We start from the raw sequence: 16471 nt of genomic DNA on the forward strand, positions 1-16471 counted from the left end.
GGACTGATAAAAGAGAAAATCATGGATGAAGAAATAAGAAGATGTTTTATCTATAATAGACAAAAATATAAATCGTTTTTATTGATTAGGCATAATGACTATTTAAATGAAAGCGTTTAACATTTGTATAAGAGACTTAATGGTTTCTGACACAAGTTAATAATATATGAAAAGAAGCTTCAATTATAAGTTAATCTATATCGGTTACAGGGCACACCATGATTCACATGCTTATATTGGCTCACGATTAAAACGTTGATTGGTATCATATGAATTAGCTCACAAAATACGATTAAAAGGAGAGTTTAAAAGATGGGTTATCCAAAAGATTTATTAGCAAGCAGATCAATAATTGAGCACGGTAAATATGCTTTAATTGCACCTGAAGGATTGGTCAATAATGTTGTTCCAGGATTTGAGAATTGTATCATTTCCATTTTGGGTTCTCCAAAGCTTGGAGCAAGCTTTGTCGATTACATTGTGACAATGCAAAAGGAAGGAAAGAACAGCGAGGGGTTTGGTGGACAAGAAGATGTTGAGACATTTGTCTATGTTATTGAAGGGAAAATAAAAGCTGCTGCAGGTGAACAAGAGTTTGTCCTCGATGAAAGCGGTTATTTATACTGTCCGCCAGGAACAAAGATGTATTTAGAAAACCAATCGGATGGAGATTCTAAACTATTCCTATATAAGCAAAAGTATCGTCCACTTGAAGGACGGAGGCCATGGGTTCATTCAAACCATGCGAACAACATTGAATTCAGGATTTATGATGATATGCATAATGTCCATCTTAAGGATCTTTTGCCTGCTGATATAGATTTTGATATGAATTTTCATATTCTTTCCTTTGATCCTGCTGCATCTCATCCGTTCATCGAAACACATGTGCAAGAACATGGTGCCTACTTACTCTCGGGAGAAGGGATGTATAACCTCGATAATCAGTGGGTTCCTGTAAAGAAAGGAGATTACATTTTTATGGGACCATATGTACATCAAGCAGCCTATGCGGTAGGCAGAGAAAATTTAACGTATGTTTACTCTAAAGATTGTAATCGTGATGCATCCTTGTAAAAGGTCACATCATTTAGAAGAAATGCGTAGATGACAACTTCAAGAGATTTAATGCGGGCAGAATCTGTATTACAGGGAGATCTGGTAAGTGTAATTCAAACCCATTAAATATAAAAGAGGTGCTGAGATATGGACCAGAATGTAATTTTGAACAAAGAGTCGATAATAGAGGAAAGAGTTTTTGAAATCGATAAAATAGCAAAATTCGATTCTAATGCACCACAAAAAAATTATTTCTATGAAACGGATAAAACTGTTGGGGCAGTTTGGTGTCTTGAACCTGAGCAGGAAGTATATTTACATTCTCATTCGAATGTTGATGATATTTGGGTTTGCATTGAGGGGGAAGGAACATACTTTCCTGATTTAGAGAATGAGATTACGATCAGAAAAGGAATGGTAGTATTGGCCAAGCCTAATCAAATTCATGGAATGCGTAATACAGGAAACAGTCGATTCATGTTTGTAGGCTTTGCTGCAGGGGCATTGCCAATGGATATAACAAGATATTAGAAAAAGGCTAAGATTATTAAACAATTACAAAATAATTTAAATTTCTTCTTTCAAAAAACAAAAAAAGTGAGTAAGGCGAAGCGATTGTAATGAAGACAGCGCTTCGCTTATATTTTTATTTATAAAAAGAAATGATTTGTAATTTTTGCAGGAAATCAATACTTTTAAGAATTGGCTTCCTTAAAAACTTGCAAACTGATTTTATAAAGGAAATGGTGATGATTAAGATGACACAGCAAGGAGTTACTGTAACATTATTGTCCTCTTTACAGTGGCTTTTTTTTATTTTTGCCAATACGGTTGTCGTACCAATTTCTGTAGGAGCAGCATTCCAGCTTCCTTCAGAAACAATTGAAATGACGATAAGATGCTCCTTTATCTTTACAGGAATAGCCTCCATTCTGCAGGCCTGGATTGGGCATCGTTATCCATTATTGGACAGCCATTCGGGGCTAATGTGGGGTCTGATGATAAATATGGGCATCTCTGCATCTGCACTCGGATTGGATTTTGCAACCGTAGGAGGGGGAATTGCAACAGGTATTCTGCTTGCGGGAGCTGTAACCGTACTGCTTGCGGCATTTAACCTGATTTATATCATACAGAAAGTAATTAAGCCGATGGTGATAAGTGTTTATATATTTTTGCTAACCTTTCAGCTCATCTTTATTTTCTTCAAAGGTATGTTTAAAATAACCGAAAGTGGAACAATTGATCTCCCTGTCAGTTTGTTTTCAATCTTGATTGTCATATTCGTTGGCTTTTTAAGGATTAAAGGAGGGAAAATACTAGGCAATTTCTCAATCTTAATCGGAATTATCGTAGGATGGTCATTATATCGAATTATTTTCCCTTCAGATCTTCCGACGGCTAGCTCTTCAGGTATGGCATTCACTTTCTTTCCCCTTGGAACTCCAAACTTGGATATTGGTATTATTCTTGTCTCCTTTTTTGCGGTCCTTCTGAATTTAACGAATTCTTTCGCTTCTATTCAAGCTGTTGCAGATGTTTACAAGGAAAAGGTGGAACATAGTCAATACAGGAGATCTATTTTTGTAACAGGTATTTTTGCGTTTATTTCTTCGATTTTTGGCTTGGTCCCTTTTACTCCATTTACATCTACAATAGGGTTTTTACAAAGTACCAAGTTATTTAAACGAGAGCCATTTATGATAAGTGGATTCTTGTTTATTCTCCTTGGAGTTATTCCGCCATTAGGGAGGTTCTTAGGAACAATACCACTAACAATAGGTAACGCTGTTTTGTTTGTCGCATACCTTCAATTGTTTGGGACCGCATTAAACAGCTTAAAAGGAACGTTATTCAACTCTGAAACGATACTCCGTTTAGCGGGTCCAGTCCTAGTTGGAGTTAGCATTATGAATATCCCACCAGCATCATTCGGCAGTATTCCTGTGCTCTTGCAGCCTTTCATTACAAATGGTCTCATTATGGGTGTCATTATATCGATTTTTTTGGAAAAACTTATTGATTGGAATAAGTTAACAAATAAGTTGGAAGTCAGGCAGTAATCGATATATCTACCTGGAAAAGGAAAAAATGAGCAACAACAATAGGTGATTATTCTAAAAACAAAAAATGGGATTTCATATTACATTTGGAGAAAAAAGGATTTCATATTATATTGACTACTTTGGGTCTGTTGAAGTCAATGGCCAACTTTCTAACGATAATCTTGAAATTGATTATAAGAAAACAAAACAATAAATTGAGAACTTGATTAATCGATAGCAAATGAAGTATTGAACCCGTTCAAAGGTAGGAGAGATCACCTGGTTTAAGAAAATTCCTCTCGGCGTATGCCGGGAGTCAAACTAATTTTTAAAGGAGGAATACACCATGGGTGAATATGTAAAAATAGGTAATCTTCAAGTGGCTCCGGTACTTTTTGAATTTATCAATAAAGATGGGATACCTGGAAGCAAATTGAATCAGGAACAATTTTGGGGTGATTTTGAAAAATTGGTACATGACTTGTCTCCAAAAAATAAAAAATTGTTAGCTCGTCGTGATGAAATTCAAACCAAAATCAATACATGGCATAGAGAAAATAAAGAGATAGACTTTGCTGAATATAAATCATTTTTACAAGAAATTGGCTATCTCGAACCTGAAGGAGAAGACTTTCATATTACGACAGAAGGGGTGGATGATGAAATAGCCTTCCAAGCTGGGCCGCAGTTAGTTGTCCCGGTTGATAATGCCCGTTATGCTATTAACGCTTCAAATGCAAGGTGGGGAAGCCTTTATGATGCTCTTTATGGAACAGATGTTATTAGCGAAAAAGGGGGAGCCTACCGAGAAGGGAGCTACAATGAAGTACGCGGGGGAGAAGTCATTTCATTTGCAAAGGATTTTCTTGATCAAGTAACTCCTTTAAAGGGTTATTCACATAAAGACGCTGTGAAATATGCAGTAGTAGATGGGAAATTAGCTGTTACACTCAGAAATGGAGAAATTACGAGTTTAGTAGAGGAATCTAAACTAGTTGGCAATCAGGGTGAATACGAAAAGCCATCGGCTATATTATTAAGAAATAATGGTTTGCATTTTGAAATTCAGATTGATCGAAGTCACATGATCGGTAAAATAGATAAAGCAGGCGTTAAGGACATTCTAATGGAATCTACTCTTACGACCATTATGGATTGTGAGGATTCTGTTGCGGCAGTGGATGCTGATGATAAAGTCCTGATATATCGAAATTGGTTAGGTCTTATGAGGGGTGATCTGACTGTAACTTTCAAAAAGGATAATAAAATGATGACACGTACAATGAACCCGGATCGTTTATACAGAGCACCAGATGGAGAAGAATTCTCTTTGCCTGGTCGTTCACTTATGTTTGTCCGTAACGTGGGACACTTAATGACCACAAACGCAGTCCTAGATGCTAATGGTGAGGAGATTCCTGAAGGGATTATGGATACAGTCATGACTAGTTTACTTGCCAAACATTCCCTGTTAGGTAATGGTAAATATTATAATTCCTCTAAAGGATCAGTCTATATCGTTAAGCCCAAAATGCATGGATCCGAAGAGGTGGCTTTTGCCAATGAACTCTTTGATCGTGTGGAAGACATGCTAGGTCTACAGCGAAATACACTGAAAATTGGTGTTATGGACGAAGAACGTCGAACTTCATTAAACTTGAAAGCTTGTATCCGCCAAGTTAAAGAAAGAGTGGCATTTATTAATACCGGGTTCTTAGATCGAACTGGAGACGAAATTCATACTTCTATGGAAGCCGGACCCATGATCCTCAAGAATTACATGAAAGGATCAAAATGGCTACAAGGTTATGAAAAATCGAATGTCAATGTAGGTTTAGCAACCGGTTTTCAAGGTCGTGCTCAAATTGGTAAAGGAATGTGGGCAATACCTGATATGATGGCGGAAATGATAACGCAAAAGATTGGCCATCTGAAAGCAGGGGCGAATACAGCATGGGTGCCTTCTCCAACTGCAGCGACATTGCATGCTCTTCATTATCATCAAGTGGATGTAAAAAAGGTACAAGATGAGTTGAAAAAGAATCCAGTAAATTTACGTGATGATATTTTAGAAATCCCAGTGGCTCAAAACCTCGAATGGAGTCCGGAAGAAATTCAGCAAGAGTTAGATAACAATGCTCAAGGTATCCTCGGTTATGTTGTACGTTGGATAGATCAAGGAATTGGTTGTTCCAAAGTACCGGATATCAACAATGTAGGATTGATGGAAGACCGTGCCACACTAAGAATTTCGAGTCAGCATATGGCTAACTGGCTTCACCACGGAATTTGTACGAAAGGACAGGTTTTGGAGACTTTACAACGAATGGCTAAAGTAGTGGATGAACAAAACACTGGAGATTCAGCATATCAATGTATTGCGGAAAATTACGACAACTCAGTGGCGTTTCAAGCGGCATGCGACCTAGTGTTTCAAGGCTATAACCAACCAAGTGGTTATACTGAGCCTATCCTGCATCGACGACGCATTGAAGCGAAGAAAAATAAGTTGTAACAATAAGTAAAATTTCTAAGGCATTCATACCAACCAGGATGCAATGTTATTAAATTCATAAAGCTTAGCGTTGGAAAAACTAATTGTCTTTTTCTATTTATTGTTTAGTTAGGGTTTTAGGTTAAAGTGGGTATCCCGTGTATAAGAAACAAGATTTTTCGCAAAGTTTTATCTCCATATTTCAGGGGGGGATCTCCATTGACTACACTGTATAAACAGATTCGTGATAAGCAATTGTTACCAACCGAAAAGGGAGCATTCGTTCTAAAATTTACAATTGAAAGCAATAAAGTTTACGATAAAGCCTGAACTAAAATCAAGATTTCGAATTATTAATCATAATAAAACGCTTTTAAAGTCAACATAAAAGAAATAGAGTTCCTTAAAGTCCAAGTTCACCAAGTGCCATAACTTAACTTCTACTAGTAAATTCATACGGGGCTTCGGATTAAAATAAGTGATTATTCGATAAAATGGGGAACAAGTGATCAAAATTACTTGTTCCCCATTTTGGTTTAATTCTTTATAAAAAGAAGAAGCTAAGTAAACTTATGTGAATTAGATGTAATAAGATTAGTCTTCATCTTTTTAGGTTCGCAGACCATCAGAAGTTAATTCGGACGGCATAAGTAGAATTAGTATCTTAATTTATCAAAAAACACCAGTGAAATATGATAAGGTGCTAACTATAACAATAAGTACCACTTCTTTTGATCATAGAAATCTGTATATTTTACACATTATTGGTTTGCTTCCATTGGTTATTTTGCACAAAAAAACACCGAAATACTAACAGAATTGTCAATGAAGTTAAATGCGAAAGCAAGTAAAATAATAGATGATATAAATTTAGTGAATATTCAGAACGTGAATGGATATTGAGAAGGGAAGCGATGTGATGGGCAATCAAACGAAAAATTCATAGATGAAAAGGATGATGTTGCGTTCGATGATAAAATGGTTAGCATCCTTCGAGGGCAACAGAGAGTAATAGGTGACCAGGTTATTATATTCCAAGGAATGGATGAGCGCTCAGCAAGCAATGAAAGCTGAGATGGAAAAAGAAAACCTTATTACATATTTTGATAGTGTAGGCAACTTGTTTGGCAGGCTTGAGGGTACGGGTTCCTCCGGTGGAATCATTCTGGCCGGTTCTCATATAGACACGGTCAAGGATGGGGGGCGACACTTGGCAGAATGGATGTTAAACCTAATGTTCCGAATGTCATTGCTGGTGAAGTGGAGCTCAGTCTCGATATCAGGCATCACGAGGAAGAGGTTCTTGAAAGGTTTTTTAAGGAAATAAACTTTCGAACCCTTGGCAAAAGAAGGTGAAATGAAGCTGGAGGTTTCACAATGGATGGAGGTCAAACCTGTTGCGATGGACTGGGAAATGAATCGCCTTGTCCGACTTGCTGCTGTTCTAGCCATTCGCCTAAGGAATTTACTAGTGTTGCGGATATGGAAAAGGGAATCGACATTTTAAGTGAAATACTATATAAATTAGCCTATTAAAGGAGTTGGTTAAAATGGCATATTCAGAATTGAATGCACCGATGAGAACGATCATGACACCAGGGCCGGTCGAAGTGGACCCGCGTGTCTTAAGGGCGATGAGCACACCAATACTAGGGCAATTCGATCCTGCATTCACTACTATCATGAATGAAGTGATGGAAATGCTGCGTTTGGTTTTTCAAACGAAAAATAAATGGGCGTTCCCGATAGATGGTACCTCAAGATCGGGGAATGAAGCGATTCTATGTAGCATCATTGAGCCAGGAGATAAGGTTCTGGTTCCTATATTCGGCAGGTTCGGTCATTTGTTGGTGGAAATTTGTGAGCGATACGGAGCTGAAGTCCATACGATGGAATGTCCTTGGGGGGAGGTGTTCGAACCGGAAGCCGTCATCGCGGAAATCAAGAAGGTCTCCCCTAAAATAACAGCAATCGTCCATGGGGAAACTTCCACTGGTTGTATGCAGCCTTTGAAAGAAATCGGGTTGGCTTGCCGTGAATTGGGAGTCCTGCTTGTGGTGGATGCGGTTGCCTCCATCGGGGGCACCGATGTAAAGGTGGATGAGTGGTGTATTGATGGATTGATAGGCGGGACACAAAAATGCTTATCCGTTCCTTCGGGTATGGCACCGATTACGTATAATGAGCGAATAGAAGAAATCATCCAGTTCCGCAAAAAGGTGGAACGTGGTATTGCGACGGATGAAGAAAACCTAAAGGTTTCGGTCCGCCGGCCAATCGCCAGTAATTATTTCGATTTAAGCATGCTGCAGGATTATTGGGGGCCGCGCCGTTTGAATCACCATACAGAAGCTACTTCCATGATTTATGCGTTACGTGAAGGGTTGCGCCTTGTACTCGAAGAAGGTCTGGAAACGCGCTTTGCCCGTCATGAACTCCACGAATCTGCTCTCGTTGAAGGGATCAGGGCAATGGGACTTACGTTATTCGGGGATGGGAAAAACAAACTGTCATGTGTAACTTGCATCGAAATTCCAAAAGGAATCGATGGTGAAACTGTTAGAGCCATGCTGTTGAATGAATTTGGTATCGAAATCGCTTCCTCGTTTGGTCCGCTTCACGGGAAAATTTGGAGAATCGGAACCATGGGGTTCAGTTGCAGGAAAGAAAACATCCTGTTTGTATTGGCCTCCTTGGAAGCTGTCCTTTTGCGCCAGGGGTTCCAAGTTAATCGGGGAGAGGCTTTGCAGGCTGCGCTTGATGTGTATGTAGGAAAAACGGAGAAAGTGGTAGCATCACGAGGATCTCTTTGAGTAATTGATGTCCTTGTGCATCCTCAGCGAACCTGGCTGCGCTCATTGGGGAGGCTTTGAAACTGGATCGCAAATGATGGCGGCGGGAGGCTGCACCATATATTTCGATATGCCATTGTATGGAATCCCTTCAACCGTCGATCGAAAGGCTCTCCTTGAAAAGGGCAGCTCGGTGAGATGAAGTCGGTTATAGACTTTGGATTATGGAGAGGATTGATCCCGGGAAATATCGATGATTTAGTAGATCTCGCCAAATCCGGAGTCATTGGGTTTAAAGCTTTCTCTCAGCGACGGGAAATGAGGAGTTTGAACGAGCGGATGATTTCACACTTTTACGTTGAGACGTGACCGCATTATTTATTATTCAATCAGGATGATTTAATAGAAAAAGCACAGTTGCAAAATGCGCTCCCCCACTCAGGGGAAGAGAAGAATAAGAAAGATTGATTACCTATTTAATAGAAGAGAAATTCGATATGATTCCTTCCGACCACTCACCATGCCCTTATGAACTGAAAAATCCTGCCATACATAATATTTTTGAAGCGTATTCGCAAAACATAAGCAAAGCGTTTATATGGGCCCTACCTTTCCTTGCCTAATCACGGGTACCATCAATAAAGGGAGAATAGTTTATCAGACGGATGTAATAAGTGAAGAGGAGTGTGGGGATTGGTTAAAAGTGATAGATTCAGGTATTGCAGTCAATAACTAGGGAGAAGGCTTTGCAAATAAGGTTCTGGGCAATTGAATTCATTATAAGGGAGGGGATTCCGAATCGGGAATCCTTCCTTTTCATCAGCTCTGCGCATGCATCATGGGTAAATCAAGGGGAAAAGAAACCGGACAAGTGGATTGCTTGTCCGGTTTCAATCGTTTCTTATTCAACGTGGTCGACGAAATATTGATTTTTCCTGAACACCATCGCTTCCATGGTTGCGATCAATTCCCTTTCATTTAACACGTCTATTTTATACCATGCCAGTTTATGGTTTTTCTTAATCTCTTTCGCTCTAGCGGTTAGTGTCTCCCCCCGTTTGCCAGCTGATAAGAAGTTGATGTTATTTGAAACGCCAACTGCTATTTTGCCATATGAATTGCTGGCTGCTGCGAACACATAATCAGCAAGTGAAAAGATAATGGCACCATGAACCGTTCCATGGCTATTTAGCATGTGGTCACTAGGAATCAATTCTGCTTCCGCTGTGCCGGGACCGAGTTTCGTCAATCTCATCCCTAGAAAAGAAGCGTATGGTTCGTCAACCAGTACTTGTTTGATTTGGTCATAATGCAATTCATGAACATCCTGATCTAAATGTGTGGTCATGGAAATCCCCCTTTTTTAATGGTCCTTTGCCGAACTTATCCCATATCCGGTATTGGATTTGAACAGTACTTCAGGAAAACTGTTTTCCTCATCTTTTGCCTTTGACAAGTTTGTACCTAAGTAGGCTCCAATAAAGCCAAGCGGTACGGTGAAAATGGTCGGGTTGCTCATCGTGAAGAGGGGATTGCCTGTGAAAATACCCATCCCAGGTTCCGGATTCCATACATTGGGACTGAGCATGACCAGTATGATGGAACTGAGTAACCCGAATAACATTCCTGTGATCGCTCCGGTTGCGTTGAAGCGTTTCCAATAAATTGTGCAAAGGATGATCGGTAAATTGGCACTTGCAGCAATTCCAAGCGCAAGGACTGAAAGAAAAGCGACATTCATTGATTGTGCAAATAAAGCAAGTAAAATCGAAATGACAGCTACGCCGACAGAAGCCATTCGCGCGACGATTATTTGCTGTTTTTCCGTAATCTTTCCTTCCTTGATGATTTCTCCGTATATATCATGTGCAAAAGCGGATGCTGATGTTAAAACAAGACCGGATACAACCGCTAAAATCGTGGCAAATGCCACAGCAGAAACGAATGCGAATAAAAACTCACCGCCCATGGTTAATGCAAGAAGGGGGGCGGCCATGTTTCCAGCCGAGTTTGCTGCGACAATCCGCTCAAAACCGACGAAAGATGCAGCACCGAAACCAAGGAAAATCGTCATGATGAAAAATATCCCTATAAACCATGTGGAATATACGACGGATTTCCTTGCAGTAGCTGCGTCCTTTACTGTAAAGAAGCGGACGAGTAAATGCGGAAGGCCTGCTGCTCCAAGGACAAGTGACATATTAAATGAAATCATGTCGAGTCCATCGGTGTATTTATTTCCAGGATTCAAAAATTCCTTTCCGAGTGGTGTTGCAGTTTGGACATGATGGAACATCTCTGAAATGTTGAAATTAAAACGGGAAAATACGATGAACGTCAGCACAGCGGAACCGCCTAGTAATAGAACCGCCTTGGTGATCTGCACCCAGCTTGTCGCTCTCATCCCGCCGAAAATTACATAAATCGTCATCAGCACACCGACAAGTAGGACGGATAGCCAATAATCGATGCCGAGCAGCAGTTTAATTAATCCCCCTGCACCAACAAGTTGTGCAATCATGTAAAAGATTGAAATGACAAGTGTATTGGCGGCAGCTATCCCTCGCACTTTTTTTGATTTGAATCGTGCTGAAATCATGTCTGCCAGCGTAAACTTACCTAGATTGCGAAGTGGCTCCGACACAAGGTACAATAAGACAAGAAAGGCAACAAGGTTCCCGATGCTCATATAAAAGCCATCGAAACCAATCAGTGCGATCGCACCTGTAATTCCCAGGAAAGAAGCGGCTGACATAAAGTCGCCTGCTACGGCCAATCCATTTTGCCATGCTGTCAATCCACCGCCGGCAGTATAAAAATCACTGGCATTTTTCGTTTTCTTAGAAGAGTAATAGGTTATTGTAAGCGTTAACAATATGATGCCCAAAAAAAGTGTGAGGGATAAAATGCTCATTCGCCAAGCTCCTTCTCATATTTTTTCAAGATATTTTTAGCCAGCTTGTCGTACTTCGCCGCTTTTTTGATATAGACAATTCCTCCTAACCATACGACGGCAAATTGGAGAAGTGCATATACCCATGCCCAAGTAATATTGAAAAAAGCTTCACCTTTCAATACTTCGCTATAAGCAGCAAGAATAGGAAGAACAAAATAAAAAGCAAGAAAGAAGAGAGTGACAGGTACGATGAAAGCTTTTTTCTTTTGAAGCAAATACTTGAATTCTTCTGTTTCAATTAATTGACGATACTTATTTCCGCTGTCATGTCCTGATGGTGAATGTTCAGTTTTAGCTGGTGATTCCATAGTAAGCCCCCTTTTTAGTGTAGTACGTTTTTAAAACGAGTGTTTGATAAAATGATATATCATTGTTAAAATTAACATAGTCTGAAAATTTAGTAAATTAATATTTTTGTTTGTTCGGTCATTTTTCTGAATTAAAAAACATTATTGACAACGTAGAAATGACGTATTAATCTTGAAATGAATCATAACAATAACTTAATCTCCGTTTTATTACCGTTATGAATATCGGGTGGGACAATAGTAAAATTAAGGGGGACTGAAACAATGTACAATCCGGAAATTGAAACGGCTTCGCGTGCTGAAATGGAAAGTTTACAATTGGCTCGCCTAAAAAAAACGATAAGCCATGTATATGAAAATGTACCTTATTACAGAGAGAAATTCAGGGAGATGGGCCTGGAACCAGAAAATATACAAACCCTAAACGATGTGATAAAGCTTCCCTTTACAAGAAAACAGACTCTACGTGATCAGTATCCATTCGGTTTATTCGCCGTTCCGATGGAGGATGTCACACGCATTCATGGTTCATCCGGAACAAGCGGAAAGCCTACAATTGTCGGGTATACGAAAAATGATTTGGAAAATTGGGCAACAATCGTCGCACGTGGAATTGTAGCAGCAGGGGGTCGCAAGTCAGATATATTCCATAACGCATATGGATATGGTCTGTTTACCGGGGGCCTTGGTTTGCATTGTGGTGCAGAAAAGCTAGGAGTTGCGACAGTGCCCATTTCAGGGGGAAATACCGATCGGCAGATTACGATCATCAATGACTTTAAACCTCGCGGCATTTGTGGAACCCCTACTTATATTTTGAATATTGCCGAAAAGATGGAAGAGATGGGAATTGATCCTGCAGATAATGGGCTTGATTATGGGATTTTCGGAGCTGAGCCATGGTCAGAGGAAATGAGGGCAACACTTGAGAGAAAACTGAATTTGAAAGCCATCGATATTTACGGACTAAGTGAAATCATGGGGCCCGGCGTTGCGATAGAATGCCATGAAGCACAGGATGGACTGCATATCGCAGAAGACCATTTTCTTGTCGAGGTCATTAACCCGGACACGCTCGAACCAGTGGAGGACGGCGAAGATGGGGAACTTGTCTTTACCAGTCTTACAAAGGAAGCGCTGCCAATCATTCGTTATCGGACGGGCGATATCGCCTCAATTACCCATGAACCGTGTAAATGCGGGCGGACCACAACTAGAATGTCACGTGTTAAAGGCAGAACGGATGATATGATCATAGTCAGGGGAGTGAATGTATTTCCTTCTGAAATTGAACGTGTATTATTCCAAATGGATGGAATTGTTCCTCATTATCAGATTCATCTCGTTAAGAAGGGGAAAATGGACGGTGTTGAACTGCATATTGAAATTGAAAGCGGTTTCTATAGGGAGATTGAAGAAGACTTATCGCATGGGAATGTAGAGATATTAAGGAAAACGATACAGCATCATTTGAAATCCACATGTCTTGTAACGATGGATGTTGTTGTCAACATTCCAAAAAGCATACCCCGTTCAGAAGGAAAAGCCATTCGTGTCGTTGATAAGCGGAAGGATGAAGTCATTAGTTTATAAATTCCACGCTCATGAACATGATTCTGACGTTCAGTATATGACTGCACATGTACCGATTGAAATTCGGGAAGCAAAAGAACTCGAACAAGTGGTGCGAAAACGCGATACATAAAGCGGATGCATTCGTGGTTGACCATGGGTTTATCCCTTATTGGAAGCGGAGATAAGTACCAATCATGAAATAGGGAAGGAGGAGGGAATCTTGGCTAAATATACAGTTGTTGATCAAGAAACTTGCATTGCCTGCGGTGCATGCGGTGCTGCTGCCCCGGAAATTTTTGATTACAATGATGAGGGGGTGGCGTTTGTCATCCTGGATGAAAATGAGGGAACTGCAGAGGTCGGGGAAGAGTTATTTGATGATCTGGATGATGCAATGGAAGGCTGCCCAACAGATTCAATTAAAGTGGAAACTTCGCCCTTTAAAGTTTTAGTGGATTAAAAGATTTATGAAATGCACTGATAATTTCCTTTTATTATGAAAAAAGACAGAATAGTCTTGCATTGAATATAACAATAAAATATAATAACGTTATATAAACGTTATATTATAAAAAGAGGTGATTTGGATGAACGTTCTTTTAAATGATATGGCAGGAGAAGAAAAGCTAAATCAATTCATTGCCAGAATCGAAGCAGGAGAAAAGATAGAAGCTGATGATTGGATGCCGGATGAATACCGGGGCACTTTAATCAAGTTAATATCGATGCATGGAATCAGTGAAATCATGGGGGCGCTTCCAGAAAAGGAATGGGTGCCCAAAGCCCCGACCTTAAATAGAAAACTTGGAATTATGGCAAAGGTGCAGGATGAAATGGGGCATGGGCAATTATTGCTTCGGGTCGCCGAGGATTTGCTAAAGCCGTACGGAAAAAAACGGGATGACCTAATGCAAGATTTGTTTAAAGGAGATTTAAAGTTTCATAATGTTTTCCATATGGAAGCCAAATCTTGGGGCGATGCTGGATTGATTGGCTGGCTGGTTGATGGTGCAGCCATCATTTCCCAGACGAACATGCTTGGCGCCTCATACGGACCTTATGCCCGGGCATTACAAAGGATTTGCGCGGAAGAAGTTTTTCACGCCCAACATGGTGAAGCGATCATCATGGCTTTGGCTGAAGGGACGGAAGAACAAAGGAAATTGGTTCAAGACTCCATCGATTATTGGTGGGAATCTTTATTACTTTTCTTTGGACCTCCCAGCAAGAATGAAGTGGGCACATCCAAACAGGATATAACGATTAAGTACAGAATCAGAACCAGTACGAATGAAGAGCTTCGACAAGCCTTTTTTTCTAAATATGTGAAACGGATCCTTTCACTCGGTTTTAGCATTCCCGATGAAACGCTTAGGTTTGATAAAGCATCTGAAACCTGGATTTACAAACAGCCCGATTGGGGGAAATTGAAGGTGCTCGCAAGGAATGAAGGCCCCCGTTCGCAGGATCGCTTAAGCCTTCGAAGAATTTCTTATGAAAATAATAAATGGGTACGTGAGGCGTTGGCGCCAAAGGTCATCTAATGGAGGGGGGAAGGACGATATGGAAACTAGACAAGAAAATTACTTTGAAGAATTTGAAGTATTCAGCCGTAAAACGCAATCATCACCCGTTCAATACCACTTCAGCCTGCTGGCCCCAAATGAGGATATCGCCATCATGATGGCACAAGAAAACTTCATGAGACGTGAAGCGGTTGATGATATCTGGGTCGTAAAAAGACGGAATATACGGAAAATGACGGCCGAGGAAAAGAAAACGCTTCAACGTATCGATAATAAAGATTACAGGACCACAAAAGGGTACGGGTATTTAAAGAAAAAATGGCGGAAGTATGAGCAGGGAATGCTCGATGAAAAAGAGATAATGTCTTGGGCTGGAGGTGTAAAAAATGAGGAATGAATCATTGAAGGACATCGCAATCAAGGAATTGCTGCTTCAACTGGCGGATGATGACTTCATCCATTCATACCGTGGTGCAGAATGGCTTGGACTCGCACCGCATATCGAAGAAGATGTTGCATCCGCTTCGATATCTCAAGACACGATGGGGCATGCAGCCATATATTATAAATTGCTGGATGAACTCGGTGAAGGTGATGCAGATAAACTGGCTCATGACCGTCCCGCAAAGGAACGGCGCAATGCGATCATTCTCGAATTGGTCAATGGTCCTGGTTACTATATGAAAGACCCGGAATATGATTGGGCGTTTGCGGTAGTGCGGAATTATTTTTATACCCAAGCCAAAGCGATTAAGGTTCGATCCCTTCATTCATGTTCATATGAACCGCTTGCTGAAGTGGCACAAAAGGTACAGATGGAACTTTACTATCATTTGATGCACTGGAAAACCTGGTTCGTCCAATTGCTGGGATCCGGCCACGCGGAAGCGGTTTCAAGGATGAAAGCGGCAATTGGGAAAACAATGCCGGAATTTGCCGGCGTATTTTCACTTGGGCAATATGGAGAGGAAATGGTGGAGCTTGGCTTGATAGAAGGTGAAGCTGACTTACAGAAAAAATGGATCGAGGCTATCACCCCGATTTTTGAAAGTGTAGGCTTAGCAACAACTATTGAAATAGGCATGGCAAGAGGTGATGGCCGTAATGGCCAGCATACGGAAGATTTGGAAAAGGCTTTAGAAACGTTAAGTGAAGTGTACGCAACCGATAAAGCAGCTTCATGGTGAATCAATGAAAGGGGGAGGGGTACCATGTCGACCATACAGTTAAACATAGAAGAAATTTATAAGCTCCTGGAAGACGTTAAAGATCCCGAAATCGATACAGTAAGTATCCTGGATTTGGGGATGGTTGAAAACGTGACGGTTACCGTCCAGGATGTTTCGGTAAAAATGCTGCCAACTTTTCTTGGGTGCCCGGCATTGTCGATCATCCAAAAGAATGTGGAGACAGCCCTTCGACAGCTGCCTGCAGTAAGAAATGTAAATGTGGAATTTTTACGTTCCCCTTCGTGGACATCCGATCGAATTACGGAAAAAGGGAAAGCTGGATTGAAGATTTTCGGAATCTCCCCTCCTCCTCGACAAATGAAAAGTGATGGATCATGGCATGTGGATTGCCCATATTGTGAATCGACATATGTCACGATGGAAAATATCTTCGGTCCAACGGCCTGCCGCAGCATTTTATATTGTAAAGCATGCAAAAATCCGTTCGAAGCGATGAAACCGATGATAAAAATAATTTAAAACAATG

16 protein-coding genes and 2 pseudogenes are annotated in these 16471 nt (G+C 40.6%); 15 read left to right on the forward strand and 3 right to left on the reverse strand.

Annotated elements, in window-relative coordinates; all coding sequences use genetic code 11:
* The first annotated feature begins 312 nt into the window (after positions 1-312).
* The 8 genes and pseudogenes from allE to N0M92_RS29590 form a co-directional block, all read left to right on the forward strand.
* Positions 313-1077 (forward strand): (S)-ureidoglycine aminohydrolase, encoded by a 765-nt coding sequence (gene allE, locus N0M92_RS03330; RefSeq protein ID WP_260284451.1) that lies wholly within the window; start codon positions 313-315, stop codon positions 1075-1077.
* Between the two features lie 129 nt (positions 1078-1206).
* Positions 1207-1590 carry a cupin domain-containing protein gene (locus N0M92_RS03335; protein WP_260284452.1) on the forward strand — a complete coding sequence of 128 codons (384 nt, stop codon included), beginning with the start codon at positions 1207-1209 and terminating at the stop codon, positions 1588-1590.
* A 227-nt stretch (positions 1591-1817) separates the two neighbouring features.
* Positions 1818-3122, forward strand: a complete 1305-nt coding sequence (locus N0M92_RS03340; protein ID WP_192203525.1) for a uracil/xanthine transporter — start codon at positions 1818-1820, stop codon at positions 3120-3122.
* 328 nt (positions 3123-3450) lie between these two features.
* Positions 3451-5619, forward strand: coding sequence for a malate synthase G (locus N0M92_RS03345; RefSeq protein ID WP_260284453.1), 2169 nt, complete (start codon positions 3451-3453; stop codon positions 5617-5619).
* Positions 5620-6613: 994 nt separating this feature from the next.
* Positions 6614-6808, forward strand: a pseudogene (locus N0M92_RS29400) (Zn-dependent hydrolase); the annotation flags it as partial.
* A gap of 147 nt (positions 6809-6955) precedes the next feature.
* Positions 6956-7105, forward strand: coding sequence for a hypothetical protein (locus tag N0M92_RS03355; protein WP_260284455.1), 150 nt, complete (start codon positions 6956-6958; stop codon positions 7103-7105).
* Positions 7106-7148: 43 nt separating this feature from the next.
* Entirely contained in the window at positions 7149-8411 is a 1263-nt protein-coding gene (locus N0M92_RS03360) for a pyridoxal-phosphate-dependent aminotransferase family protein (protein WP_260284456.1), read from the forward strand.
* A 25-nt stretch (positions 8412-8436) separates the two neighbouring features.
* Positions 8437-8749 (forward strand): annotated as a pseudogene (locus N0M92_RS29590) (allantoinase); the annotation flags it as partial.
* A gap of 542 nt (positions 8750-9291) precedes the next feature.
* On the opposite strand, the gene N0M92_RS03370 reads toward N0M92_RS29590, so the two are convergent.
* The 3 genes from N0M92_RS03370 to N0M92_RS03380 are packed head-to-tail and all read right to left on the reverse strand — an operon-like array spanning position 9292 to position 11654.
* Positions 9292-9738, reverse strand: coding sequence for a PaaI family thioesterase (locus N0M92_RS03370; protein WP_260284458.1), 447 nt, complete (start codon positions 9736-9738; stop codon positions 9292-9294).
* Between the two features lie 15 nt (positions 9739-9753).
* Positions 9754-11304 carry a solute symporter family protein gene (locus tag N0M92_RS03375; protein WP_260284459.1) on the reverse strand — a complete coding sequence of 517 codons (1551 nt, stop codon included), beginning with the start codon at positions 11302-11304 and terminating at the stop codon, positions 9754-9756.
* A complete protein-coding gene (locus N0M92_RS03380) occupies positions 11301-11654 on the reverse strand; it encodes a DUF485 domain-containing protein (protein WP_192203531.1) in 354 nt (117 codons plus the stop codon). The genes N0M92_RS03375 and N0M92_RS03380 overlap by 4 nt, the downstream gene beginning before the upstream one ends.
* Positions 11655-11918: 264 nt before the next feature.
* On the opposite strand from N0M92_RS03380, the gene N0M92_RS03385 reads away from it, so the two are divergent.
* The 7 genes from N0M92_RS03385 to paaD all read left to right on the forward strand — a co-directional run bounded on the left by N0M92_RS03385 (position 11919) and on the right by paaD (position 16464).
* Positions 11919-13247, forward strand: coding sequence for a phenylacetate--CoA ligase family protein (locus N0M92_RS03385; protein ID WP_260284460.1), 1329 nt, complete (start codon positions 11919-11921; stop codon positions 13245-13247).
* Positions 13228-13359 carry a hypothetical protein gene (locus tag N0M92_RS03390; protein WP_260284461.1) on the forward strand — a complete coding sequence of 44 codons (132 nt, stop codon included), beginning with the start codon at positions 13228-13230 and terminating at the stop codon, positions 13357-13359. The genes N0M92_RS03385 and N0M92_RS03390 overlap by 20 nt, the downstream gene beginning before the upstream one ends.
* Positions 13360-13449: 90 nt before the next feature.
* On the forward strand, positions 13450-13689 hold the full coding sequence (locus tag N0M92_RS03395) for a ferredoxin (protein ID WP_260284462.1): 240 nt from the start codon (positions 13450-13452) through the stop codon (positions 13687-13689).
* Positions 13690-13816: 127 nt separating this feature from the next.
* Positions 13817-14773 (forward strand): 1,2-phenylacetyl-CoA epoxidase subunit PaaA, encoded by a 957-nt coding sequence (gene paaA / locus N0M92_RS03400; RefSeq protein ID WP_192203534.1) that lies wholly within the window; start codon positions 13817-13819, stop codon positions 14771-14773.
* A 19-nt stretch (positions 14774-14792) separates the two neighbouring features.
* Positions 14793-15152 (forward strand): 1,2-phenylacetyl-CoA epoxidase subunit PaaB, encoded by a 360-nt coding sequence (gene paaB, locus N0M92_RS03405; protein WP_260284463.1) that lies wholly within the window; start codon positions 14793-14795, stop codon positions 15150-15152.
* Positions 15142-15942, forward strand: coding sequence for a 1,2-phenylacetyl-CoA epoxidase subunit PaaC (gene paaC / locus N0M92_RS03410; protein ID WP_260284464.1), 801 nt, complete (start codon positions 15142-15144; stop codon positions 15940-15942). Before paaB ends, paaC begins: the two co-directional genes overlap by 11 nt.
* Positions 15943-15966: 24 nt before the next feature.
* Positions 15967-16464: a 1,2-phenylacetyl-CoA epoxidase subunit PaaD gene (gene paaD / locus N0M92_RS03415; protein WP_260284465.1), complete on the forward strand. Its 498-nt coding sequence runs from the start codon at positions 15967-15969 to the stop codon at positions 16462-16464.
* The last annotated feature ends 7 nt before the right edge of the window (positions 16465-16471 follow it).

It is taken from the genome of Peribacillus aracenensis (assembly GCF_025175645.1).
Taxonomy (GTDB): domain Bacteria; phylum Bacillota; class Bacilli; order Bacillales; family DSM-1321; genus Peribacillus; species Peribacillus aracenensis.